This is a genomic window from Faecalibacterium sp. i21-0019-B1, from assembly GCF_042852915.1.
In the GTDB taxonomy this organism is placed as follows: Bacteria; Bacillota; Clostridia; order Oscillospirales; family Ruminococcaceae; genus Faecalibacterium; species Faecalibacterium taiwanense.
Genome location: NZ_AP031425.1, coordinates 2765302 through 2788746, shown reverse-complemented (window position 1 = coordinate 2788746; position 23445 = coordinate 2765302). Strand labels below are relative to the sequence as shown.

The window sequence follows — 23445 nt, the reverse complement described above, 5'->3', positions numbered from 1 at the left end:
GGATGCCCGGTACCAGAAAGCTCGGTAGAACCAGCGACAGCCGCAACGCTATGATGCGCGCTATGGTTACCTACCTGTTAGAGAATGGCAAGATTGAGACCACTGTCACTCGCGCTAAGGACGTTCGTTCCATGGCCGAGAAGATGATCAGCCTTGGCAAGGCAAGCGACCTGCACACCAAGCGTCAGGTTTATGCCTATATCACCAAGGAAGATGTTGCAAAGAAGCTGTTTGATGAGATCAGCCCCAAGTACGCTGACCGCAACGGCGGCTACACCCGCATCATCAAGATCGGCGCTCGCCGCGGCGACGCAGCTGAGATGGCAGTTCTGGAGCTCGTCTGATCTGCTCTGACTGTTTGATACAGTGTTCAAAAGCCCTTTCCCAGCAATGGGAGAGGGTTTTTTTTGCGTGGCATTTTCATTGCTTCTGAATGTTCCCGGGAATAGCGGGCCAAACCGCAAACATTTCAACAAGTCCACTAAAAACTCGAACCTATTTTCTAGCAAAATGCCTCTTGATATGTTGTATGGGGGGGGGGGTAAACTTAAAGAGCAGACGGTGCCTTTTGGGGTGGGTGCCTGCAAAATAACAAACGAAAAGAGGAAGAGAACATGAGAAAAAAGAGTACGAGACTTCTCAGTGCAGCACTTGCGGTGTGCATGATGCTGTCGGTTCTGCCAGTGGGCGCGTTTGCGGCGGAGCCGGGGGCGGAAGAACAGGAAAATGGCGCGAGTGCGCAGGCGGATGCTGCTGTGCCGGAGGGGGATATCGCAATCGACGAGACAAACTTTCCGGACGAAAATTTTAGAGACTATGTGGCGGGAGAATGGGATAAAAATCAAGACAAGTATTTCAGCCCAAGTGAGATCGCGAACGCAAAGTGGATTTCTTGTGATAATAAAGAAATAAGTAACTTAAAGGGAATCGAGTTTTTTACGAACATCTGGCTCCTCGAGTGCTATTATAATAATCTGACAACGATAGATTTGAGCCATAACAAAAAGCTGTCATATATTAACTGTCATCATAACCAATTGAAAGAGCTGGATGTAAGCGGGTTGCCGCTATTGAAAACATTCTACTGTAATTACAATGAGTTACCGTCGATCAACGTGAGCAAAAATGAGAAGCTGGAAGATTTTAATTGTCAAAATAACCACCTGGATACATTGAATGTAAGTCAAAACAAGGAATTAGTGAAATTAAGCTGCGGACACAACAATCTGACGGAATTGGATGTCAGTGAAAATAAAAAACTTAAAACGCTCGGGTGTTATGAGAATAAATTGAGAAATCTGAATCTGGGGAATCAGATAGAATTGGAATGGTTAAGTTGCGGAACAAATCCACTGAGTGTATTGGATGTAAGTGCGAACACGAAGCTGAAGGAGTTGTATGTTTCTAAGACAAATCTGACGGAATTGAATGTAAGTGCGAACACGGATCTGGAGACGTTGTTTGCTTCTGAGACAAATCTGACGGAATTGAATATCAGTGCGAACACGAAGCTGAAGAATTTGGATGTTTCTAATACAAATCTGACGTCGCTGGATGCAACGAACAATACGGCTTTGGAGAAGTTTAAGGGGAAGAACTGCAGCTATAATATTGCAGTTGAAGGTGATGGAAAGTTTGACCTTACCACTTTGCCGGGACACTTTGACGCAAGCAAAGCAACTGCTACAGGTGGCGGCACAATCAATGAAAATGAAAATATCCTTACGGTTGACCCCAATTCCAAGACGTTCCGCTACGATTATGATATCGGACAACCCAACAAAAAAATGAATGTCGTACTGAATGTGCATTGGCATAATTACCAGTGGAAACATGACGGTACCAAACACTGGAGGGAGTGCACTACTGCAAACTGCCCGGGCCTGACGGATGCGCAGGAAGCCCCCCATGTTTACGACAATGCAAAAGACAAGGACTGCAATACATGCGGTTATGTGCGTCCGCTGTACACTGTGACCACAGTCAATGCCACTGCAAAGCTTGAGAGCGAAGCTGAAGAACTGAAGGCTCCTGTGGCCGCAGGCACTGAAGTGATTTTGAGTGCCGGAAATGCTCCCGAAGGAAAGACATTTGCAGGCTGGAAACTGTATAAAGTTGTAAATGATACTGAGAGTGAAATCACGGACGAAACAGAACTTGCCGAGCTGTTGAGGAATGGCATCGCCACCACCGCGACCCTGACCCTGACCATGCCCGCCTATGATGTTAAAGCGGAACCGTATTATAGCAATATTCCGTATAACATCACACCTGTAAACTGCACTGTGGATAAGACCGAAGCTGCTAAGGGCGATACTGTAACAGCAACGCGCAGGAAGCCGGAAGCCAACGAGCGCTTTACCGGCTGGACGGTGAAGGTAAATGGTGTTGAGCAAGACACGGACGACTTCCTGACCCCGGACGCGAACGACCCCGCCAAAGTGAGATTTACCATGCCGGCTGAGAACGTGGAAATAAAGGCAAACTTTGAGGGGAATCCCACGCTGAACATCGGCGATCATGTGACTGCGAACATTGACGGCAGCGATGCGTCCGTACCGAGCGGCAGCACTGTGCCGGTGGGTGAAACCGTGCACCTGACAGCCATTGCGCCGGAGGGACAGCACTTCACCGGCTGGACGGTGAAGGTAGGCGATGAGGAGCAGAAAGCAGACACCTTCCTGACGACCCCGAACGCAAACGACCCCACCAAGGTGACCTTTACGATGCCGAGTGAGAATGTGGAAGTGACGGCAAACTTTGCGAGCAACCCCACTCTGAACCCCACTCTGAGGGTCGGCGACCATGTGACGGCGACCATTGAAGGCAGCGATGCGTCCGTACCGAGCGGCAGCGCTGTGCCGGTGGGTGAAACCGTGCACCTGACAGCCACTGTGCCGGATGGACAGCACTTCATCGGCTGGACGGTGCTGGTAGGCGGTGAGGAACAGAAAGCAGACACCTTCCTGACGACCCCGGACGAGAACGACCCCACCAAGGTGACCTTTACCATGCCGGATAAGAACGTGGAAGTAAAGGCAACCTTCGAGAATGACCCCATTCCTGAACCCGACCCGGTTGGACCCAGCGATACCGGCAACATTCAGGGCGCGATCTCTGCTGTGGTGATCGGTGCTGCCGCAGGTGCTATTATCTATGAAGCCGGCACCGGCATCTACCGCGTCATCAATATGCCCGGCATCCCCATGCCCTCCAACCGTATCGAGCTGGCCGAGCTGCTGTGGGAGCACGCCGGGAAGCCTGAGCCTGTAAGCACCGCCCTCTACAGCGACATCGACGAGGGCGATACCGACGCACAAAAGGCCGCCCGCTGGGCAGTGGAGCAGGATCTGATGAAGGACGATGCGGACAACAATAAATTCCACCCGGCCTTCCCCGTCAGCAAGCTGCGCACCTGCCTGACCTGGAACGCCGCAAAAGAAAAAGGCTTGTTTGACAAGACCGAAGAATAAAAATCAGGACCCCGAAAGGGCTGCTGCACCAAATGTGGTGCGGCAGCCCCTTTTCTCGTTTTCGGGTGTTGGAATTGCGCCCGGCCCGTGGTATACTGACAATAGCATGTTTTCGGCCTTTGGCCGGACAAGTTTTCCACACAGAGGAGGCGCAGCGGTTGAAACATCCGAATCATTTTGGCCGGTGGTTGGCTTGCGTGCTGCTGTGCCTGCTTCTGGCAGGCTGCAGCATGCCCGGTGAACAGGTGCAGGTGGAAGAGCTTCTGCGTGCGCCCAAGCTTTCCGGCGATTACGGCGATGTGCAGACTGCCCTGAACGACTGGCTGGGGGAGAGCGCACAGCTCAAATATCCCATGCAGGGCGACCTGCTTTCGCCTTTCCTGCTGCAGGATCTGGACGGTGACGGCAGGCAGGATGCCGCCGTGCTTTACACCACCGCCCAAAGCTCCAACGTGTGCATTGCCATCCTGCAGAAGGATGATGCCGACATCTGGCATGTGCGCCAGAACGTAGAGGGCCTTGCAGACACGGTAGAGTCGGTGGGGCTGGCCCAGCTGCAGCCCGGCGATGCCACCCAACTGGTGGTGGGTTATACAGCGGCACAGGGCGACCATTATCTGGCTGTGTATTCCTACACCGACGGCGTGCTTTCCACGATCCTGGAGCAGCAGTACCAGCAGTATCTGGTGGAGGATATCACCGGCGGCGGCAATCAGGACCTGATCCTGATGTCTACGCTGGAGGACGGCGGCGTGCAGATCGAACTGCTGACCGTGGATAAAGAGGGCAGCTTCCAGCAGGTGGCTGTTATGGGCCTTTCCGCCAATCGGTTCGCCGGCTGCGCCTCGGTGGCGGCGGGTGTGGGTGCGGACGGCAGGCATTATCTGGTGCTGGATGGCTGGACCGGCATTTCCGGCAACAATCTGGCCAGCGTGCTGCTGCGTTTTGACGAGGACACGCAGCAGATGGTGCCTGCCGATCAGATCAGCACCGAAAAGCTTTACACCGCATCCCTGCGCAATGTGCCCAGTCTGGTCAGTCAGGATCTGGACGGCGACGGCATCGTGGAGATCCCCACCCAGCCGGACGAAGCGGGCCTGCTGAACATGAGCCAGAGCCGCCGCATGGATTTTATCGTGTGGATGGACTATACCAGCCCGCACCCGGAAAAAAGCTTCGGGCTGCTGGACGAAGAGACCAACTGCTATATCGAGCTGCCCATGGAGTGGGAGGGCAACCTCAAACTGACCGACAGCGAACAATATGATGGTGCAGTGGAGCTGCGCACGGTGGACGAAGACCAGCTGGTAATGACCCTGCGTCTGGTGCGCACCACCTCCAGCCTGAAGGGCTGGACCCGCCTTGGCATCGTGGCATCCCGCCAGATGCAGGCGAAGCTTGCCCCGGATGTGGAGATCCGTGATAAAAATTACCGCCTGTCCAAGGCGCTGTATCTGCTCAACTAAAGAACGGAGGAACAGTTCATGGTACGAGTGCTTGTCGTTGAAGATGAAGCCAACATCCGCGAGATGATCGCGCTGAACCTGCGCCTTGCGGGCATGGAGGCTGTGGAGGCCGAAAGCGCCGAGGCGGCTCTGCCGCTGCTGGAGAAGAAGCCGGGCTGCGATGCGGCCATTCTGGATGTGATGCTGCCGGGCATGAACGGCTTCTCCCTGTGCGAGACCATCCGCCGCACCGATCAGAAGATCGGCATTATCATCCTCAGCGCCAAGGGACAGGAGCAGGACAAGATCCGCGGCCTTTCTATTGGTGCCGATGACTATATGACCAAGCCTTTCAGCGTAAGCGAACTGCTGGCCCGTGTGAAAGCGCTGTGCCGCCGCGTCGGCCGTACTGCAGGCGGGGACGAAAAAGAAAAGGAAAACCCGCTGGGGATGCTCACCAGCGGCGAATTTGTGCTGGACGAGAACCGCCGCGTGCTGCTCAAGGCAGGCCAGCCTATTGAGCTGACGCAGGTGGAATTCCAGATCATGGAGCTGTTCTTCCGCAACCCCGGCATTGCGCTGGTGCGCGAGAAGATCTTGAAGGGTGTCTGGGGCGAGAACTATTTTGGTGACGTGAAGATCGTGGATGTGAACATCCGCCGTCTGCGCATGAAGGTGGAGGATGAACCCAGCCATCCCACCCATATCCTTACTGTGTGGGGCTACGGTTACAGATGGGAAGAATGATGCTTCCTGTGCAGAGCGTAGTCGCGTGGGTTGGGTTTAAGGGCTTTTGAAAAATGTATCGCCGCCGGGTATGTTCTCTTTTGTGTGCCAAAAGAGAACCAGAAAAGCACCCGCTACTTTCGAGGCGCGGGAGGCACGAATTAAGGGCTACTCGCCCTTAATAATCCCAAAGCAGTTGGGCTCCATACAAAAAATCCAAGTCGCTTTGCTAAAGGATTTTTTGTGTTACGCCGATTGAGAGTCGCTGCGCGACAGCCGAAGGCTGACAGCAGCAGATGTCGTTAACTGTTACGACCCCTTCCGTGAAAAAGTAAATTAGAAAAATCCGCAGATTTTTCTAATTTACAAATATAAAAAATAATTTTTCCGCTGATATTGTCAGAGCGAAGCGGAGACAATTCTAAATCGTTTGAAAGGAGGAGAACGCCATGCGAAGCGGGATCACCCGCCGGTGGCTGCGGGGCAATCTGCTCATCACCGTGCTGCTGGTGCTGCTGGCCGAAACCATGTTCCTGTACAACTACACACGCAGCTATTATAACAGCGTGCAGCAGACCATGTACCGGCGGTTCTCTTCGGTGTCCGGCCAGCTGAAAATGTACACCGGCGATACGGTGCAGAGCACGGCGGCTACCCGCAGCGTGGCCCTGCGCCGCATGGTGGAGCAGTTTGCCGATAAGGACAAATACGAGTTCATGCTGCTGGACAGCTATGGCGGGGTCATTGCGTCCTCCAGCGGCACAAATGCGGACGGCATTGTGACCGGCATCGACTTTGAGCAGGCGCAGGAGGCTTCTGATGGCCTTGGTGTGGCGGTCTACCGCACCCAGTCCGGTGAGCTGGTGATGGCGGCCTGTTATCTGGTGCCCTATGCCGCCGAGGATGTGGCGGCGATGCGTCTTGTCACCAGTCTGACCCTTGTGGGAGCGCAGATCAAGAACGCCATCGCGGTAAGTGTTGTGATCGCGGCGGTGATCCTTGCTTTCACCGTGATGTCCGGCCTGTACTTCATCCGCAGCATCGTGGTGCCGCTGGGACAGGTGGAGCGCACCGCAGCCAGCATCGCCCGGGGTGAGCTGGATGTGCGCCTGCCGGTCACCGGCAACGAGCACGACGAGGTGGACCGCCTGCGCGGCACCATCAACCAGATGGCCGAAGGGCTGGAAGAGACCGAGAAGATGAAGAACGAGTTCATCAGTTCCGTCTCTCACGAGCTGCGCACGCCGCTCACCTCCATCCGGGGCTGGGTGGAGACCCTGCGCACACTGGACGACCCGGCAGACGAGAACTACCGCAAGGGCCTTGAGATCATCAACAATGAGACGGGCCGCCTGTACAACATGGTGGAAGAGCTGCTGGATTTCAGCCGTCTGCAGAACGGCCGCATCCGTATGGACTGCCGCCCGCTGGACCTTGTGGCAGAGCTGACCGATGCGGTGCTGTTCTGTGAAGCACGCATCCAGCGCGAGGGCCTTGTGCTCAGCTACACCGAGCCGGAGGAGATGATCCCGGTCTATGCCGACCCGGACCGTCTGCGGCAGGTGTTCATCAACATCATGGACAACGCCATCAAGTACTCGGCCCCCGGCGGGCGCATCACGGTCAAGCTGTGGGCGGGCGAATACAAGGCTTTTGCGGAGATCATCGATCAGGGCCGCGGCATCCCGCCGGAAGACCTTGAGAATGTCAAGACCAAGTTCTACAAGGGCAGCAATTCGGTGCGGGGCAGCGGCATCGGCCTTGCGCTGGTGGATTCCATCATGACTGCACTGGACGGCACCATGGACATCAAGAGCACGCTGGGCCGCGGCACAGTGGTCACACTGGGCTTGCCGCTGTACCATAAGGCGTGAAGATTTTGTCACAATTCTGTGGTAAAATAACCGGGAAAAATATGATCCGATAGGAGAACCCAATGAATCAACCCAAAAAGGAACGTTTTAAGACCAGCGTCGGCGGGCAGGCGCTGATGGAAGGCATCATGATGCGCGGCCCGAAGCTCATCTGCTGCGCCGTGCGCAAGCCGGACGGCACCATTGAGACCAAGATCGACCCTGTGAAGAACCACGGCATCTGGACAAAGATCCCGCTGGTGCGCGGTGCCATCTCCATGATCGAAAGCCTGATCGTGGGCTACCGCTACATGATGTACTCGGCTCAGGTGAGCATGGGTGACGACTACGACCCCGAAGAGGAAGAGACTGCCTTTGAAAAATGGGTGGGCGACCACTTGGGCAAAAAGGCAGAGGACGCACTGCTGGCCTGTGCCGCCGTACTGGGCGGACTGCTGGCGATTTTGCTGTTCACCGTGCTGCCCACCCTCATCGTGGGCGGCGTGAACCACTTTGTAACATTGGGCCGCTGGGCCAAGGTGGTGCTGGAAGCGGTGCTGAAAGTTGGCATCTTCCTCACCTATATGGTGGCCATCTCCAAGATGAAGGAGATCCACCGCGTGTTTGAGTACCACGGTGCCGAGCACAAGACCATTGCCTGCTATGAGGCCGGTGATGAGCTGACCGTGGAGAATGTGCGCAAGTACACTCGGTTCCATCCGCGCTGCGGCACCAGCTTCCTCATTCTGGTGGTCATCGTCAGCGTGTTCCTCTACAGCGTGCTGCCGTGGGGCAGCATCGGCCTGCGGGTGCTGTTCAAGCTGCTGCTTCTGCCGCTGGTCATGGGCATCAGCTATGAGCTGCTCAAGTGGTGCGGCCGGTCCGATAACATTGCCACCCGCATCATCCGCCAGCCCGGCATCTGGGTGCAGCACCTGACCGTGTTTGAACCGGACGACAGCATGATCGAGGTGGCTATTGCCGCTGTGACCCCTGTGCTGCCCGAGGACCCGGAGGATGGCAGATGGTAATTGCTGGTTTGACCCCGCGCGAAGCGGTGCGGGCCGTGGAAGCCCGGCTTTCCGCTGCAGGGTGTCCGGATGCCGATTACGATGCACGGGAGCTGTTCCGCGTGGCAGCCGGGCGGGATGCCCGCCTTTCCGACCGGGTGCTGACCACGGAGGAAGCGGAAAAGCTGGAAGCCCTCTGCACGCGCCGTGAGCAGCGGGAACCGCTGCAATACCTGTGCGGGATCTGGAGCTTTCTGGATTTTGACCTTGCCGTTGGCCCCGGGGTGCTCTGCCCCCGGGCAGACACTGAGGTGGTAGCGGAAGCGGCTGCCAATACCCTGACGGGCATTGCAGCGCCCCGGGTGCTGGATCTCTGCGCGGGGACCGGCTGTCTGGGGCTGGGCGTCAAGCGCTTCTGCCCGGCGGCGCAGGTGACCTGCGTGGAAAAAAGCCCGGAAGCTTTTGTTTATCTGGAAAAGAACTGCCGCTGCGCCCTGAAAGGGCAGGGCGGGCAGACGGAGGACTTGCTGGAGCCTACCGCGTTTGAGCAGGCAGATGCCCCGGCCTTTGACTGGGGGCCGGCGCTGAACGCTCTGCGCGCAAAGGCAAAGCCAGCCTATGCGGTGCAGCCGGTGGAGGGCGACCTGTTCACATACTGGCAGGGCCTGCCGGAAGGGCAGCTTGATCTGATCGTATCCAACCCGCCCTACCTCACCGCCGAGGAAATGCGGCACCTGCAGCCCGAGGTGGCACAGGAACCGGCCATGGCGCTGGAAGCAGGAAAGGACGGCCTTGTGTTTTACCGTGCCCTTGCAGAGCATTACCAGAATGCACTGCGGCCCGGCGGAGCGCTGGTGCTGGAGATCGGCTGGCAGCAGCGGCAGGCTGTGGCGGCACTGCTGGCTGCAAACGGCTGGGCAGATATTGAGTGCCGCAAGGATTTTGGCGGCAATGACCGGTGCATGATCGCCCACAGACCCGAAAAATAAAAGTGAAAATAGAAACAACTTCTTGTTGTAATATTTTGATTTTGTGGTATACTATACTGGAAAGTATACGGACAGCCCGCGCACGGCGGGCAGCAGGAAGAAAAGGAGCAGCACGCTATGGCAAAAAATCAGAACAACAACACCGTTGCCCCGGCGACCAAAAAGACCGAGCCGGAGGCCAAAAAGGATGCGCTGGCCACTGCGCTGGCCCAGATCGAAAAGCAGTTCGGCAAGGGTGCCGTGATGAAGCTGGGTGATAACGCCTCCATGCAGGTGGATGCCATTTCCACCGGCAGTCTGGGTCTGGATCTGGCTCTGGGCGTGGGCGGTGTGCCCCGCGGCCGCATCATTGAGGTGTACGGCCCGGAATCCAGTGGTAAGACCACGCTGGCTCTGCACATTCTGGCCGAAGCCCAGAAGCAGGGCGGCGAAGTGGCCTTCATTGACGTGGAGCACGCACTGGACCCCACCTATGCCGAAGCGCTGGGCGTGGACATCAACAATCTGCTGGTCAGCCAGCCGGACACCGGCGAGCAGGCCATGGAAATCTGCGAAGCACTGGTGCGCTCCGGTGCCATCGATGCCATCGTGGTGGACTCGGTTGCCGCCATGGTGCCGAGGGCTGAGATCGAGGGCGAAATGGGCGACAGCCATGTGGGCCTGCAGGCCCGCCTGATGAGTCAGGCCATGCGCAAGCTGACTTCGGTCATCGGCAAGACCAACACGGTCTGCGTCTTCATCAACCAGCTGCGTGAAAAAGTGGGCGTGATGTACGGCAACCCGGAGGTCACCACCGGCGGCCGCGCCCTGAAATATTACGCCTCGGTGCGCATCGACATCCGCCGCGTGGAGGGCCTGAAGGACTCTTCCGGCCAGTTCATCGGCAACCACACCCGCGCCAAGATCGTCAAGAATAAGGTGGCACCTCCGTTCCGTGAGGCAGAGTTCGATATCATGTTCGGCGAGGGCATTTCCAAGATGAGCGAACTCATTGATGTGGGCGTGAAGCTGGGCATCGTGCAGAAGAGCGGCGCATGGTTCAACTATGGCGATATCCGTCTGGGTCAGGGCCGCGACAACGCAAAGCAGTTCCTGAAGGACAATCCCGAGATCGCAAACGACATCGAGGGCCAGATCCGCGCCAATGCCGATAAGCTGTACGCATCCCGCCGCCCGGCAGGCAAGGGCGCTGCGACCAAGGCCGAAGAACCCGCCAAGGCTGCAGATGCCAAGGAGCCGGTGGTCAAGGCTCCTGCCCGCAGCAGCGAGAGCGAACTGGATATCATGGTGGAGGACTAAATGTCCTTTTATAAACGCCGCCGCCCGAAGCCGGAAGAAGAAAAGTGCGCCGACCCGGCCAAGGCCCGCGCCCGCGCACTGGATGCGCTGGCCTCGCGCGAGATGTCCTCGGCACAGCTGTATGAACGGCTGTGCTATGGCTTTACCGAGCAGGCTGCAGCGGCTGCTGTGGCTGAGATGGTGGAGCTGGATTACGTAAACGATGACCGCTATGCCGAAGCCCGGGCACACAGCCTGCTTGCCGCCCGCAAGAGCCGCCGTGCGGCGGCCCAGAACCTGCGGCAGAAGGGCCTTTCCGGCGCGCAGATCGAGCAGGCGCTGGAAAGCGTCTATGCCCCGGACACAGACGGCGAAAGCCCGGAGTTGGAAGCTGCCGCCGCTCTGGTGCGCAGCCGCTACATGAAAAAGCTGGCCGATGGCCGCCGCGACCTTGTGGTGGCCGCCCTGCAGCGCCGCGGCTTTGCGTATTCGGTCATAAAAGAAGCGATAAAAAGAGCGGAAGAAGAATAAAAAGCACCCCTCAAAAGAGAAAGAGAGTATCATCCCCTATGAAAATTGCGTGTATTTCCCTTGGCTGCCCCAAGAATCAGGTCGATCTGGATGTGATGGTGCACATCCTGCTGTCTGCCGGCCACGAGACCGTGGCCGATCTGGCCGAAGCAGATGTGATCCTTGTGAACACCTGCGGCTTCATCGAGAGCGCCAAGACCGAAGCCATTGAAAACATTCTGGAAGCCTGCTCCTACAAGCAGCAGAACCCGGAGCTGAAGGTCATCGTCACCGGCTGTCTTGCCGAGCGCTACCGCAGCCAGATCGAGGAAGAGATCCCCGAGGTGGACGCGGTGGTGGGCTGTGCCTCCAACAAGGCCATCGACACCATCGTGGCCCGCCTGTTCCATGGTGAGGACCATCTGGAAAGCTACGGTGCCAAAAAGGACTTTCCGCTGGGCGGCAAGCGTGTCATCGGCACGCCTGCCCACTATGCGTACTTAAAGATCGCTGAAGGCTGCAACAACCGCTGCCACTACTGCGCCATCCCCGGCATCCGCGGCCCGCTGCACAGCCGCGATATGGCCGACTGCGTGGCCGAAGCCCGCTGGCTGGCCGGTGAGGGCGTGAAAGAGCTGATCGTGGTCGCACAGGACCCCACCGCTTACGGCGAGGACTGGGGCAAACCCGGCAGCATCTGCGAGCTGCTGGATAAGCTGAACAAGGTGCCGGGCCTCGAGTGGATCCGCATTATGTACGCTTACCCGGAGCGCATCACGGATGAGTTCATTGCCGCCATGAAGCGCAATGAGAAGGTGGTGCCCTACCTCGATCTGCCCATCCAGCACTGCAATGACACCATCCTCAAGAATATGAACCGCCGCTCCAACCGCGCCGAGCTGCTGGAGGTGATCGGCAAGCTGCGCCGCGAGATCCCCGGCATCACCCTGCGCACCACTCTGATCGCAGGCTTCCCCGGCGAGACCGAGGAGCAGTTCGAGGATCTGTGCAATTTTGTCAAGGAAGTAAAATTTGATCGTCTGGGCTGCTTTGCCTACTCTGCCGAGGAGAACACTGTTGCTGCCAAAATGGACGGCCAGATCGAGCAGGAAGTCAAGGACAAGCGCGCCGAACTGGTGATGCAGATCCAGACCGGCATCATGGCCCAAAAGCAGGCCGAAAAGGTGGGCCAGACCGTGCATGTGCTTTGCGACGGCATCGATGAGGAGAGCGGTCTGTACCTGTGCCGCACCACCGGCGATGCTCCTGAGGTGGACGGCAATGTGTGCGTTTCCAGCGAGGAACCGCTGTACCCCGGCCAGTTCTACGATGTTCTGGTGGACGACAGCGACCTTTACGATCTGTATGGTACTGTTGCAAAATAACAAATTGGAGGAATCTGTATGAATCTGCCCAATAAACTCACTTTGACCCGCATCCTGCTGGTGCCGGTGTTCATGGTCTTTGTGTCCCTCACCAGCCTGAGCGGCATCGCGGATGGCTCCTTCCAGCCGACGTATTACCTGATCGCAGGCATTGTCTTTGCTGCCGCCAGCTTTACTGATTTTCTGGACGGCCATCTGGCCCGCAAGTGGAACATGGTAACGGACTTCGGCAAGTTTGCCGACCCGCTGGCCGACAAACTGCTCACCACGGTGGCCTTCATTTACATGATGCGGGACGGCGTATGCAGCCCGGTGGTGCTGTGCATCATTCTGGCCCGCGAGTTTGCGGTGTCCGGCCTGCGCATGGTGGCAGCCGGTGCCAAGGACGGCAAGGTGATCGCCGCCAATATGTGGGGCAAGGTGAAGACCGTGCTGCAGATGCTGAGCATCATCTTCTACTTCTTTGGCATGGCGATTGCGGCGAATGTGTCCTGGGATGCCACGGTCATGGTTGTGGGAGTCTCGGTGGTGCTGTGCTGGCTGGTGGCTGCCGTGACGGCCATTTCCGGCATCAAGTACCTGTGGGACAACCGCAGCTTCATCAACACCGCAAAATAAAGCGTTTTTTGAAAAAGGGCAGGGAGACCTGCCCTTTTTCAAATTTTCGAGGAAATATTACAAGACGGAAAGGCTTTCCATGAAAAAATTTGCTGATACGGCGCGCCGCCTGCTCTCCATCGCACTGAACCTGTTCATCGTCTGGGCAGAGCCCATTGCCCTGCCCATGAGCTGGGATTGGGGCAAAGAGCAGATGTTCATTTTTTACACCGAGGATTCCAACATCCTTTCGGCCTGCATCTGCGCCATGGTGGCGGTGGGCCAGCTGGTATGCATCTTTACCGGCAGGGAACTGCCGCACTGGCTGCACACCCTCAAGTACATTGCCACCTGCTGCCTGACCATGACCTTTCTCACGGTGGTGTTCGTGCTGGGTCCCATGTATGAGGACGGCAACGGCTGGTACATCATGCTGTGCACCAGCTCCATGTTGTACCATCACCTGCTCAACCCGCTGGCGGCCATCTTCTCCTTTGTGCTGCTGGAGCGCTCACCGCACCTGCCCCACAGTACGGTCAAGTGGGCGCTGCTGCCCACGGCGCTGTACGGCGGCATCATTTTGTGGCTGAACATCCAGCGCGTGGTAGATGGGCCATATCCCTTCATGAAGGTGTATGACCAGAGCGTGCAGGCGTCGGTGCTGTGGTGCATCGCCATCCTGCTGATGAATTACTTCTATGCTTGGCTGCTCTGGAAGCTGAACGGCGGGAAGAAAGAAAAAGCCTGACGATCTGAAATGCCCTCCGCTTCGCTCTGGGCATATTCAGAGGATAATTTATCTTTAATTTGCAGCTCCGAAAAGCCTGCGGGCTTTTCGGAGCTGCTTTTTCACAGGAAGGGCCGGAGCTTTCAGATGCTGTTTTTCTTTGCGGCCCCTTCTGTGAAAAATGCAATACCGGACAGACCGCAGTCTGTCCGGTATTGCTAAAAAAAATAGTATTTCCGCTATTTATGCCCAGAGCAAAGCGGAGGGCATTCTAAATGGTTCTTGTGTTTTTACGCTACGGTGGAATTCTCTTCCAGCCAGTCCAGCACACAGGACTGCAGGGCGTTCAGGTGCGCACGGTTCTCACCGTAGGTGTCGGCATAGGTGCTCTCGGCATCGTCCAGCTCTTCCTGCGTGGGAGCAAGGCTCTTGGTCTCGGCCACGGCCTGAAGGATCAGGTCCTGCTTTGCCAGATGCTCAAAGTAAGCGTCGGATGCGGCCAGCATGGCATCGGCATCGGTGTAGCCCTGCGTCTGGGCAAAAGCATTCAGATCCATGCCGTAGGCGGTGGCGTACTGGTTGTAGTAGTTCAGGAACATGCGGATGTAATAGCTGGTGATCTCGCTGGGCAGCTCCTTGAAGGTGGAGTTCGACATCAGGTAGTCCACGATGGCGTTCTCGTAGTTGGTGGCATACAGCGCATCGTTAAGGTGGCTGCGCAACTGGTCGGCGGTGTGCAGATCATCGCTGGTGCCAAAGTTGGAGTCCACCCACTCGTCGGTCAGCTCAGGGGTCACGCTTTCGGAAATGGAGTTCAGGGTCACGCTGAACACGGCTTCCTTGCCGCTGAGGGTGATCGTGTTGCCCTCGGCATCGGTGGAATCGCCGTAGCCGTCCGGGAAGGTGACGGTCACATCAAAGGTATCGCCCACATTGTGCCCGATGATCTGGTCCTCAAAGCCATCGATGAAGGAACCGCTGCCAAGGGTCAGGTCGTAGCCGGTGGCAGTGCCGCCGGTAAAGGCCACGCCGTCCACGGTGCCGGTGTAATCAATGTTGGCAACATCTCCGCTCTGGGCGGAACGGCCGGTAACGGGCTGGGAAGAGGTGTACTGGTTCAGCAGGTTGTCCACCTGCTGCTGCAGTTCATCTTCGGTGGGGGTCAGGTCGTTCTCCTTCAGGGCAATGGAGCCGAAGTCCTCCGGCAGGGTCACATAGTCCAGCGCTTTGATGCCGCTCCAATAGCCGTTTTCGTCCAGACCATCGCTGTAATCAAAGGCCTCGTAGTCGAAGTCGGCAACAGAGCCAAACTGCGAGACGGATGCGGCAGCTGAAGAAGCGCTGTCGGTCTGCTTGTGCTTTGTCAGCATGAAACAGGCAAAAATGACGCACACCACTGCGGCGATGGCCAGCAGGATGCACAGGAGTTTTTTGGTGTTGTTTTTCAAAAGAAATACCTCCATAAAAATCGGCCTGATGCACAGCAAAAGACCGGTACAGGCAGAACAGATACCCATTTATTATATACGTTCTGACGGCAAAAGGAAAGTTCTTTGCAAAATTTCCACAAATCCTGCGGCGGGTTTGTATCACTTTTGCCCGTCTACAGGCGCAAAAGTGACCAAAACCGGTGGAAATGGGCGGGCGGTTCTGTTACAATAAAAATAAGTGAGCCTTCCCGGGAATATAAGGCCCCTCCCTGAGGGGGTTGTCGAGCGTATGCGAGACTGGAGGAGTTCCTCCTTCCGTCATCGCTGTGCAATGGAGAGGGCGAGGACGGTAAGATATTGGAGGAAATTCAAATGGATTACAATAAAGCTGCTCTGGAAATGCACGAGACCCACAAGGGCAAGGTGGGCATCGTAAGCAAGGTGGAGGTCGCCACCCGCGATGACCTGTCCACCGCCTACACTCCCGGTGTGGCCGAACCCTGCCGCAAGATCAAGGAAAACCCCGACGACGTGTATAAGTACACCTTCAAGGGCAACATGGTGGCTGTCGTTTCCAACGGAACCGCCGTGCTGGGCTTGGGCGATATCGGCCCAGAAGCCGGTCTGCCGGTCATGGAGGGCAAGGCGGTGCTGTTCAAGGAGTTCGGCGGCGTGGATGCCTTCCCCATCTGCATCGACGCCCACGACGCTGCCAGCGTCATTGCTGCCTGCAAGGCCATTGCGCCCACCTTTGGCGGCATCAATCTGGAGGATATCAAGAGCCCCGAGTGCTTTGAGATCGAAGAAACGCTGGAGCGTGAGCTGGACATCCCGGTGTTCCACGATGACCAGCACGGCACCGCGATCGTGGTCACTGCTGCCCTCATCAACGCCCTGCGTGTGGTGGGCAAGAAGATGGAAGATGTGCACATCGTGCTGAACGGCCCCGGTGCTGCCGGTACTGCCATCATCAAGATGCTCATGACCGCCGGTGCAAAGGACATCATTGCAGTGGACCAGTTCGGCACCCTGTACAAGGGCTGCAACAGCGCCGAAGCCCACAAGAACTGGCTGGGTGAGGTGACCAATCCCCGTCAGGTCAAGGGCGGCCTGAAGGAAGCACTGGAAGGTGCCGACGTGTTCATCGGCGTTTCCAAGCCCGGCATCCTGACCACTGAGCTGTGCAAGACCATGAACAAGGATGCCATCGTTTTTGCCATGGCCAACCCCACCCCGGAGATCATGCCGGACGAGGCCAAGGCCGGCGGCGTGCGGGTGATGGCCACCGGCCGCAGCGACTTCCCCAATCAGGTGAACAACGTGCTGTGCTTCCCCGGCCTGTTCAAGGGCGCACTGAGTGTGCGCGCCCGTGACATCAACAATGAGATGAAGCTGGCTGCAGCCTACGCCATCGCCGACCTCATCACCGATGCCGACCGCAGCGAGGAGAACATCATCCCCGGCGCGTTCGACCCCCGCGTGGCCGAGGCTGTGGCAAATGCCGTGGCAAAGGCTGCCCGCGAGACCGGCGTTGCCCGTCTGTAAGCGGAGGAAGCGTTTATGAGAACCATTTCCGCACAGGAGATCACGGATACCGTTGCACGGCTGTGCATCGAAGCCAACACCCGCCTGCCGCAGGACGTGCAGGCGGCGCTGGACAAGGCCCGGCAGGAAGAGCCGTGGCCGCTGGCAAAGAGCACTCTCGACCTTTTGTGGTCGAACCTTTCCGCCGCAAAAGAAGAAAACCTGCCCATCTGTCAGGATACCGGCATGGCCTGCGTGTTTGTGGAGCTTGGCACCGATGTGCACATCGACGGCAGCTTTGAAGCTGCCATCCATGAGGGCGTGCGCCGGGGTTACACCGACGGCTACCTGCGCAAGAGCATCGTGGCAGACCCTTTGCGCCGGGGCAATACCGGCGACAACACCCCGGCGGCCATCACAGTGCATCTGGTGGACGGCGAGGGCTGCCGCATCACGGTGGCACCCAAGGGCTTTGGCAGCGAGAACATGAGCCAGATCAAAATGCTCAAGCCCGCCGATGGCGTGGAGGGCTTCAAAAAGTTCGTGCTGGACACGGTGAAGCTGGCAGGCTCCAACCCCTGCCCGCCCATCGTGCTGGGCATCGGCGTGGGCGGCAGCTTTGACAAGGTGGCGTATCTGGCGAAGAAGGCCCTGCTGCGTCCGCTGGATGTGCCAAACCCAGACCCCTATTACGCACAGCTGGAGCAGGAGCTGCTTGCCGCCATCAACGAGCTGGGCATCGGCCCGCAGGGCTTTGGCGGCAGGACCACCTGTCTGGGCCTTGCCATTGAGCAGATGCCTACCCATGTGGCGGGCCTGCCTGCGGCGGTGAATGTTTCCTGCCATGTGACCCGCCGTGCAAGCGCGGAACTGTAAGGAGGGGCAAAGATGGAATACAGACTGACGACTCCCTGCACGGCCGAGGATCTTGCCCCGCTCAAGGCGGGCGACACCGTGCTGCTTTCCGGTGTGGTGTACACCGCCCGCGATCAGGCCCACAGGCGGATGACCGAAGCACTGGAAAAAGGCGAACCGCTGCCCTTTGATCTGACCGGCAGCGCCATCTACTACGTTGGCCCCACGCCGGAACGCCCGGGCCAGGTGATCGGCTCGGCGGGACCCACCACCAGCGGCCGTATGGACGCCATGAGCCCCCGTCTGCTGGACCTTGGCAACAAGATCATGATCGGCAAGGGCAAGCGGGACGATGCCGTAAAGGCGGCTGTGGTGCGCAACGGGGCTGTGTATCTGGCAGCGCTTGGCGGGGCCGGTGCGCTGATGGCAAAAAGCGTGCAGACGCTGGAAGTGATCGCGTGGCCGGACCTTGGCTGTGAAGCCGTGCGCCGCCTGATTGTGAAGGATATGCCGCTGACGGTGATCCTGGATGCCCACGGCGGCGACCTGTACCAGTCCGGCCCGGCGGCATATCTGGAAGCAAAATAATTTATCGCCTTTGCACAAAACGCGGCCGACTAAAAACCGGCAAAACAGCAGATTTGCGCAGGATAAATTTAGTTTGTTTTAACAAACTTCCGCGAATTGCTTGCACATCGGCAAAAAGTGTGATATCTTGTACTATATGAAACCGTGGTGCTTTGCATCCCGGCACAGACAGGAGGCAAACATACCATGCAGATCCACCAATCCGCAGAAGATTATCTTGAAACGATCCTGATGCTGAGTCAGCGTATGGGTAAAGTGCGCTCCATTGACGTTGTCAATGAGCTGGGCTTCACCAAGGCCAGCGTCAGCATTGCCATGAAGAAGCTGCGCGAGAACGGCTATATCGCGGTGGACGGCGAGGGCAACCTGACCCTGCTGGCACCGGGCCGCGAGATCGCAGAGCGCATCTATAGCCGTTACCGTCTGCTGACCCACTTCTTTATGCAGCTGGGCGTGGACGAAAAGACCGCCGCCGAAGATGCCTGCAAGGCAGAGCATATCCTCAGTGAGCAGACGCTGGAAAAGATCCGTGAGCGCGCCATTGAGACGGATGCTGAGCTTGGCAAGACTGTCAAGTGATCCCCGCAGCATTCCAAGATCGTAAAATGATCCCGTTCCTGAAAAGGAGCGGGATTTTTTTGTATGGAAATTGGGCGGCAGATCCCTCTTGCATCCGGGGTGCGGGTGCGGTATTCTTATAAGATAAGAAGGTTTTACAGCCAAACCGGGAGGAAACAGCCATGGATGCAGACGAGATCCGCACGCTTTTGGGCGATAACATTTTTGAGCGGGCCAAGAAATACCGCAAGCGCATCCAGCAGAGCACCTGCACCGTGAACGCCGATGGCGTGCGGCATATTTCGGCCATGGTACAGGGCAGCGGCGGCAGCTATTACTATACGCAGGCATGGCTGCGGGAGAACGGCAGCTTTGTCAGTGCGTCCTGCAGCTGCCCGTATAACCAGAACGGCGAGGGCACCTACTGCAAGCATATCGGTGCATTGCTGCTGGACGATGCCGAAAAGAATGCCCCTGCACCGGCGGCAAAGCCGGATGCGATTCCCGGTGTTGTGCGCGGCGCGGCGGGCCTTGCCCCGGAACCGGCCCGGCGGGACAGCTATGCCTCCGGGCTGGAAATGCTGTTTGGCAAAAAGTGGCACGGCGAAACGCCGGAGTCGGATCACGAGGCCCGCAGGCTGCTGGATACCTACAAGGAAGCAGCCCTTGAAAACCTTGGTGTGGACGAGACCGCCCAGCGCACCGGCTTTGCCCATCTGGAACCGGAGCTGACCCTCGTGCCCGGCGCACAGCCATGGCTGCGGCTGCGCATCTCGGACGGCGGGCGGCAGTATGTGGTAAAAAGCATCCCGAACCTGATGGAAGCCGTCGAGATGGGCAAAAGCGTCAGCTACGGCAAGGCACTGGCTTTTGTGCACCGGTGGGATGCCTTTGATGAAGAGTCCCGTGCGCTTTTGCAGCTGCTGCGCCGTCAGGTGAACGCAAGGCAGAGCATGGACAAAGCCGCCGTGCGGGTGTACGGCGGGGCCGAACAAGGCCCGGCGGGAGGCATGATCCTGACCGGCGAGATCTTTGATGACCTTGTGCAGCTGTACGAACATAGCGGTTTTTTGGGCGGGTACGAGCTGCGGGAAGGTCTGCCCGTCATTACCATGACCGTGGAGCGCCGCCGCGGCGGTGTGCAGGTGGAAGGCGAACCCGCACTTTCCGCTGTGCAGGGCCTTGACTATGATTACCTGTTCAGCGAGGATACGCTCTGGCGGCTGCAGCGGCCCGGGTGCACCCGCATCCTGCCCGCATTGCAGGCGCTGGGCGGCAAAAGCCTGTTCTTTACCAGCGCAGATGCCACGGCCTTTTGCAGCTATGTGCTGCCGGAGCTGGGCAGCAAGCTGAACATCGTGGACCCGGAACGTCTGCTGCTGAACCAGATCCCGCTGGAACCGGTGGTGCAGTTCTATCTGGACGCACCGGACAGCTTCCGCATCGAAGCACACGCGGAGTTTTTGTACGGGGAGGATAAGGTCACGCCGTTCGTGCCGTCTCCGGCAGGGCTTTTGCGGGATGTGCGCGCCGAGAGCCGGGCAAAGCGGCTGCTGGCCTCTTATCTGCAGCCCGGTGTGGGCGGCAGAGAGGAAGTGTACGGCACCGCTGACGAGGACGAGATCTACCGCATGTTGGAGGAGGGCGTGCCGGCCCTGCTGGCCGAGGGGGAAGTATACCTGACGGATGCCTTCCGCAGCCTGCAGGCCGCGCCGCCCCGCATCACGGTGGGCGTTTCGGTGCACGGCAGTGTGCTGGATCTGGAAGTGGATACCGGCGAGTTCCCGGTGGCAGAGCTGAAAGACCTGCTGCGCTCCCTGCACCAGAAAAAGCGCTACCACCGCCTGCGGGACGGCCGTCTGCTGCGGCTGGACGACAGTCTGGAAGGGCTGGACGAACTGAACGATACACTGGAACTTTCCGGGGCCAAGCTCAAGAGCGGCCACGCCGAGCTGCCGCTCTACCGTGCACCCAGTCTCGACTGGGCGCTCTCGGGCCAGAACGGCCTGCGTTTCAACCGCGACGATGCGTTCCGCCGCATCAGCCGCAGCTTTCACGCCGTGAAGGACAGCGAGTATACTCCGCCGGAAAGCCTGCACAATGTGCTGCGCAAGTACCAGCGGGATGGCTACCGCTGGCTGCGCACGCTGGACGGCTACGGCATGGGCGGCATTCTGGCCGACGATATGGGCCTTGGCAAGACCGTGCAGGTGCTCAGCTACCTGCTGGCCATGAAGGAAAGCGGCCAGCGCCTGCCCAGCCTCATCGTCTGCCCGGCATCGCTGGTGCTCAACTGGCAGGAGGAATGCCAGAAGTTCACGCCGCAGCTTTCCTGCGTGGCGGTGGACGGCGACGCTGCTCACCGGGCAGAGCTGGCAAAGCAGTGGGCGGAAGCCGACCTTGTGGTGACCAGCTATGACCTGATGCGCCGGGACGAGGAGCTTTACAGCGGGCAGCAATTCTACGCCTGCATTCTGGACGAAGCGCAGGCCATCAAGAACCACACTACCCAAAAGTACAAGGCGGTGTGCGGGGTGAACAGCAAAGTGCGGTTTGCCCTTACCGGCACCCCGGTGGAGAACCGCTTGGGCGAATTGTGGAGCATCTTCTCCTTCCTGATGCCGGGGTATCTGCCGCCCTACAAGACCTTCTGCGCCCGGTTTGAAAAGCCTATCGTGCAGGAGGACGACAAAGACGCACTGCGCCGTTTGAACCAGCTCACCGGGCCGTTCATCCTGCGGCGCATGAAGTCCGAGGTGCTCAAAGAGCTGCCCCCCAAGACCGAGAATCTCCACCGTATCGAGCTGGACGAGCAGCAACGCAAGCTCTACCTTGCCGCTGTGGTGGACGCGCGGGAAAAGCTGCGCGCTGCAAAGCCGGAGGATAAAATGGCGGTGTTCGCAGTGCTCATGCGCCTGCGGGAGATCTGCTGCGACCCGCGCCTTGTGGCAGACAACTGGGACGGCGGCAGTGCCAAGCTGGACGCCTGCATGGAGCTGGTGACGGCTGCTGTGGAGGGCGGACACCGCATCCTGCTGTTCAGCCAGTTCACCTCCATGCTGGAACTGCTGGCAAAACGGCTGGACGAAGCGGGCGTGAGCCACTTTACCCTGCAGGGCTCCACCCCAAAGCCGGTGCGTGCAGAGCTTGTGCGCCGGTTCAACAACGGCGAAGCGGACGTGTTCCTCATCTCGCTGCGGGCGGGCGGCACCGGCCTGAACCTGACGGCGGCAGATATCGTCATCCACTACGACCCATGGTGGAACGTGGCTGCGCAGAATCAGGCCACCGACCGCGCCTACCGCATCGGCCAGCGCAATCCGGTGCAGGTGTACAAGCTCATTGCGCAGGACACCATTGAAGAAAAGATCGTGGAGCTGCAGCAGGCAAAGCAGGACCTTGCCGAGACGGTCACCGGCTCGGCAGACGGAGCGATCCTGTCCATGAAACCAGAGGAATTGCTGCAGCTGCTGCAAGAGGAATAAAGAGGAGAAAACATCATGAAAGTCTGGGATCTGCACTGCGATACCCTCAGCGAGCTGCGCAAAGCCGAACATGCGGGCCGGCCCAAGAGCTTCGCGCAGAACGATCTGCATATCGACCTTGAAAAATTACAAAAAGGCGACTATCTGCTGCAGTGCTTTGCAGCATTCGTCAATCTGGGTGATAAGACGCCCGGAGCGGACCCGCTGGTGACAGCGCTGGAAGAGATCGACCAGTTCAAGCGCATCATGGCGGCATACCCGGAAAAAATTGCTCCGGTGTACACGGCGGCGGACATCCGCCGGAATGCTGCGGCGGGAAAGATCAGCGGGATGCTCACCATCGAGGAAGGTGCCTGCTGCAAGGGCAGCGTGGGGGTGCTGCGCCGGATGTATGAGATGGGCGTGCGCATGATGACCCTGACATGGAACCACGAAAACGAGCTGGCAAGCCCGCAGCGGAACCCCGGCGGGGTGCTGGTGCCCCAGACCGAAAAGGGCCTGACCGGGAAGGGCTTTGAATTTCTGGCCGAGATGGAACGGATGCACATGATCGTGGATGTGAGCCACCTTTCGGACAAGGGCTTCTGGGATATCGTGGAGCACGGTACCCGGCCTTTTGCGGCCAGCCACTCCAACTGCCGCGCACTGGCACCCCACACCCGCAACCTGACCGATGAGATGATCCGCGCCCTTTCGGAGCGCGGCGGCATTGCGGGCCTGAACTACTATGCGCCCTTTCTGGACACCGACCCCACCCACCCGGAAAACTGCCGCAGCACGGTGGAGCTGATCGCGAAGCATGCGGGCCACTACAAACAGGTGGGCGGTGCGCAGATGATTGCCCTTGGCAGCGATTTTGATGGCATCGATGGCCCCCACCAGCTGGAAAATGCTGCCTTCCTGCCGCTGCTGGCGGATGCCCTGCGCAAAGAGGGCTTTACTGAGGACGAGGTGGAAGGTATCTACTACCGCAATGCCATGCGCTTTTTTGAGGAAAACCTGTAATAACAAC

At 58.3% G+C, this 23445-nt stretch carries 19 protein-coding genes; 18 read left to right on the top strand and 1 reads right to left on the bottom strand.

All coding sequences use genetic code 11. The annotated features are described in order from the left end of the window. Positions 1–2 precede the first annotated feature (2 nt). From rplQ to ACGHP1_RS13750, 12 genes are all read left to right on the top strand, one after another. Complete coding sequence (gene rplQ / locus ACGHP1_RS13805; protein WP_005921819.1) at positions 3–344, top strand: 50S ribosomal protein L17; 342 nt, start codon at positions 3–5, stop codon at positions 342–344. Between the two features lie 1230 nt (positions 345–1574). Further along, entirely contained in the window at positions 1575–3473 is a 1899-nt protein-coding gene (locus ACGHP1_RS13800) for a hypothetical protein (protein ID WP_390509691.1), read from the top strand. A 158-nt stretch (positions 3474–3631) separates the two neighbouring features. Then, positions 3632–4939, top strand: a complete 1308-nt coding sequence (locus ACGHP1_RS13795) for a hypothetical protein (protein WP_223388546.1) — start codon at positions 3632–3634, stop codon at positions 4937–4939. Between the two features lie 18 nt (positions 4940–4957). Continuing rightward, positions 4958–5665, top strand: coding sequence for a response regulator transcription factor (locus ACGHP1_RS13790; protein WP_005937958.1), 708 nt, complete (start codon positions 4958–4960; stop codon positions 5663–5665). A gap of 428 nt (positions 5666–6093) precedes the next feature. Beyond that, positions 6094–7518, top strand: coding sequence for a HAMP domain-containing sensor histidine kinase (locus tag ACGHP1_RS13785; RefSeq protein WP_097781266.1), 1425 nt, complete (start codon positions 6094–6096; stop codon positions 7516–7518). 62 nt (positions 7519–7580) lie between these two features. Beyond that, positions 7581–8528 carry a DUF1385 domain-containing protein gene (locus tag ACGHP1_RS13780; protein WP_005937952.1) on the top strand — a complete coding sequence of 316 codons (948 nt, stop codon included), beginning with the start codon at positions 7581–7583 and terminating at the stop codon, positions 8526–8528. Continuing rightward, positions 8522–9496 carry a HemK/PrmC family methyltransferase gene (locus ACGHP1_RS13775; protein ID WP_005937949.1) on the top strand — a complete coding sequence of 325 codons (975 nt, stop codon included), beginning with the start codon at positions 8522–8524 and terminating at the stop codon, positions 9494–9496. Before ACGHP1_RS13780 ends, ACGHP1_RS13775 begins: the two co-directional genes overlap by 7 nt. Before the next feature lie 117 nt (positions 9497–9613). After that, positions 9614–10795, top strand: a complete 1182-nt coding sequence (gene recA, locus ACGHP1_RS13770) for a recombinase RecA (RefSeq protein WP_390509689.1) — start codon at positions 9614–9616, stop codon at positions 10793–10795. Next, positions 10796–11305: a regulatory protein RecX gene (locus ACGHP1_RS13765; RefSeq protein WP_390509688.1), complete on the top strand. Its 510-nt coding sequence runs from the start codon at positions 10796–10798 to the stop codon at positions 11303–11305. Between the two features lie 38 nt (positions 11306–11343). Further along, positions 11344–12669: a 30S ribosomal protein S12 methylthiotransferase RimO gene (gene rimO, locus ACGHP1_RS13760; RefSeq protein WP_005937940.1), complete on the top strand. Its 1326-nt coding sequence runs from the start codon at positions 11344–11346 to the stop codon at positions 12667–12669. Between the two features lie 18 nt (positions 12670–12687). After that, positions 12688–13287 (top strand): CDP-diacylglycerol--glycerol-3-phosphate 3-phosphatidyltransferase, encoded by a 600-nt coding sequence (pgsA, locus tag ACGHP1_RS13755; RefSeq protein WP_390509686.1) that lies wholly within the window; start codon positions 12688–12690, stop codon positions 13285–13287. A gap of 79 nt (positions 13288–13366) precedes the next feature. Continuing rightward, positions 13367–14014, top strand: a complete 648-nt coding sequence (locus tag ACGHP1_RS13750) for a hypothetical protein (RefSeq protein WP_390509684.1) — start codon at positions 13367–13369, stop codon at positions 14012–14014. A gap of 269 nt (positions 14015–14283) precedes the next feature. Here the strand turns inward: ACGHP1_RS13750 and ACGHP1_RS13745 are convergent, their stop codons facing one another. Continuing rightward, complete coding sequence (locus tag ACGHP1_RS13745; RefSeq protein ID WP_390509683.1) at positions 14284–15441, bottom strand: trigger factor; 1158 nt, start codon at positions 15439–15441, stop codon at positions 14284–14286. A gap of 354 nt (positions 15442–15795) precedes the next feature. Here ACGHP1_RS13745 and ACGHP1_RS13740 point away from each other — a divergent pair, with 354 nt between their 5' ends. From ACGHP1_RS13740 to ACGHP1_RS13715, 6 genes are all read left to right on the top strand, one after another. Continuing rightward, positions 15796–16968, top strand: coding sequence for an NADP-dependent malic enzyme (locus ACGHP1_RS13740; RefSeq protein ID WP_005937919.1), 1173 nt, complete (start codon positions 15796–15798; stop codon positions 16966–16968). Positions 16969–16983: 15 nt separating this feature from the next. After that, the gene (locus tag ACGHP1_RS13735; RefSeq protein WP_005937916.1) at positions 16984–17823 is read left to right on the top strand and encodes a fumarate hydratase; all 840 of its coding nucleotides are present in this window, start codon (positions 16984–16986) and stop codon (positions 17821–17823) included. 12 nt (positions 17824–17835) lie between these two features. Next, the gene (locus tag ACGHP1_RS13730; RefSeq protein WP_097774412.1) at positions 17836–18390 is read left to right on the top strand and encodes a Fe-S-containing hydro-lyase; all 555 of its coding nucleotides are present in this window, start codon (positions 17836–17838) and stop codon (positions 18388–18390) included. 186 nt (positions 18391–18576) lie between these two features. Continuing rightward, positions 18577–18969 carry a metal-dependent transcriptional regulator gene (locus ACGHP1_RS13725; RefSeq protein WP_390556587.1) on the top strand — a complete coding sequence of 131 codons (393 nt, stop codon included), beginning with the start codon at positions 18577–18579 and terminating at the stop codon, positions 18967–18969. A 161-nt stretch (positions 18970–19130) separates the two neighbouring features. After that, positions 19131–22433: an SNF2-related protein gene (locus tag ACGHP1_RS13720; RefSeq protein ID WP_390509681.1), complete on the top strand. Its 3303-nt coding sequence runs from the start codon at positions 19131–19133 to the stop codon at positions 22431–22433. Positions 22434–22448: 15 nt separating this feature from the next. Beyond that, entirely contained in the window at positions 22449–23438 is a 990-nt protein-coding gene (locus ACGHP1_RS13715; protein WP_223388554.1) for a dipeptidase, read from the top strand. Positions 23439–23445 lie beyond the last annotated feature (7 nt).

What these genes read in the sequence shown, in the direction of transcription:
- rplQ (WP_005921819.1), top strand. Translation starts at nt 3, where the DNA reads ATGCCCGGTACCAGAAAGCTCGGTAGAACCAGCGACAGCCGCAACGCT.
- ACGHP1_RS13790 (WP_005937958.1), top strand. Translation starts at nt 4,958, where the DNA reads ATGGTACGAGTGCTTGTCGTTGAAGATGAAGCCAACATCCGCGAGATG.
- ACGHP1_RS13785 (WP_097781266.1), top strand. Translation starts at nt 6,094, where the DNA reads ATGCGAAGCGGGATCACCCGCCGGTGGCTGCGGGGCAATCTGCTCATC.
- ACGHP1_RS13780 (WP_005937952.1), top strand. Translation starts at nt 7,581, where the DNA reads ATGAATCAACCCAAAAAGGAACGTTTTAAGACCAGCGTCGGCGGGCAG.
- ACGHP1_RS13775 (WP_005937949.1), top strand. Translation starts at nt 8,522, where the DNA reads ATGGTAATTGCTGGTTTGACCCCGCGCGAAGCGGTGCGGGCCGTGGAA.
- recA (WP_390509689.1), top strand. Translation starts at nt 9,614, where the DNA reads ATGGCAAAAAATCAGAACAACAACACCGTTGCCCCGGCGACCAAAAAG.
- ACGHP1_RS13765 (WP_390509688.1), top strand. Translation starts at nt 10,796, where the DNA reads ATGTCCTTTTATAAACGCCGCCGCCCGAAGCCGGAAGAAGAAAAGTGC.
- rimO (WP_005937940.1), top strand. Translation starts at nt 11,344, where the DNA reads ATGAAAATTGCGTGTATTTCCCTTGGCTGCCCCAAGAATCAGGTCGAT.
- pgsA (WP_390509686.1), top strand. Translation starts at nt 12,688, where the DNA reads ATGAATCTGCCCAATAAACTCACTTTGACCCGCATCCTGCTGGTGCCG.
- ACGHP1_RS13750 (WP_390509684.1), top strand. Translation starts at nt 13,367, where the DNA reads ATGAAAAAATTTGCTGATACGGCGCGCCGCCTGCTCTCCATCGCACTG.
- ACGHP1_RS13740 (WP_005937919.1), top strand. Translation starts at nt 15,796, where the DNA reads ATGGATTACAATAAAGCTGCTCTGGAAATGCACGAGACCCACAAGGGC.
- ACGHP1_RS13735 (WP_005937916.1), top strand. Translation starts at nt 16,984, where the DNA reads ATGAGAACCATTTCCGCACAGGAGATCACGGATACCGTTGCACGGCTG.
- ACGHP1_RS13730 (WP_097774412.1), top strand. Translation starts at nt 17,836, where the DNA reads ATGGAATACAGACTGACGACTCCCTGCACGGCCGAGGATCTTGCCCCG.
- ACGHP1_RS13725 (WP_390556587.1), top strand. Translation starts at nt 18,577, where the DNA reads ATGCAGATCCACCAATCCGCAGAAGATTATCTTGAAACGATCCTGATG.
- ACGHP1_RS13720 (WP_390509681.1), top strand. Translation starts at nt 19,131, where the DNA reads ATGGATGCAGACGAGATCCGCACGCTTTTGGGCGATAACATTTTTGAG.
- ACGHP1_RS13715 (WP_223388554.1), top strand. Translation starts at nt 22,449, where the DNA reads ATGAAAGTCTGGGATCTGCACTGCGATACCCTCAGCGAGCTGCGCAAA.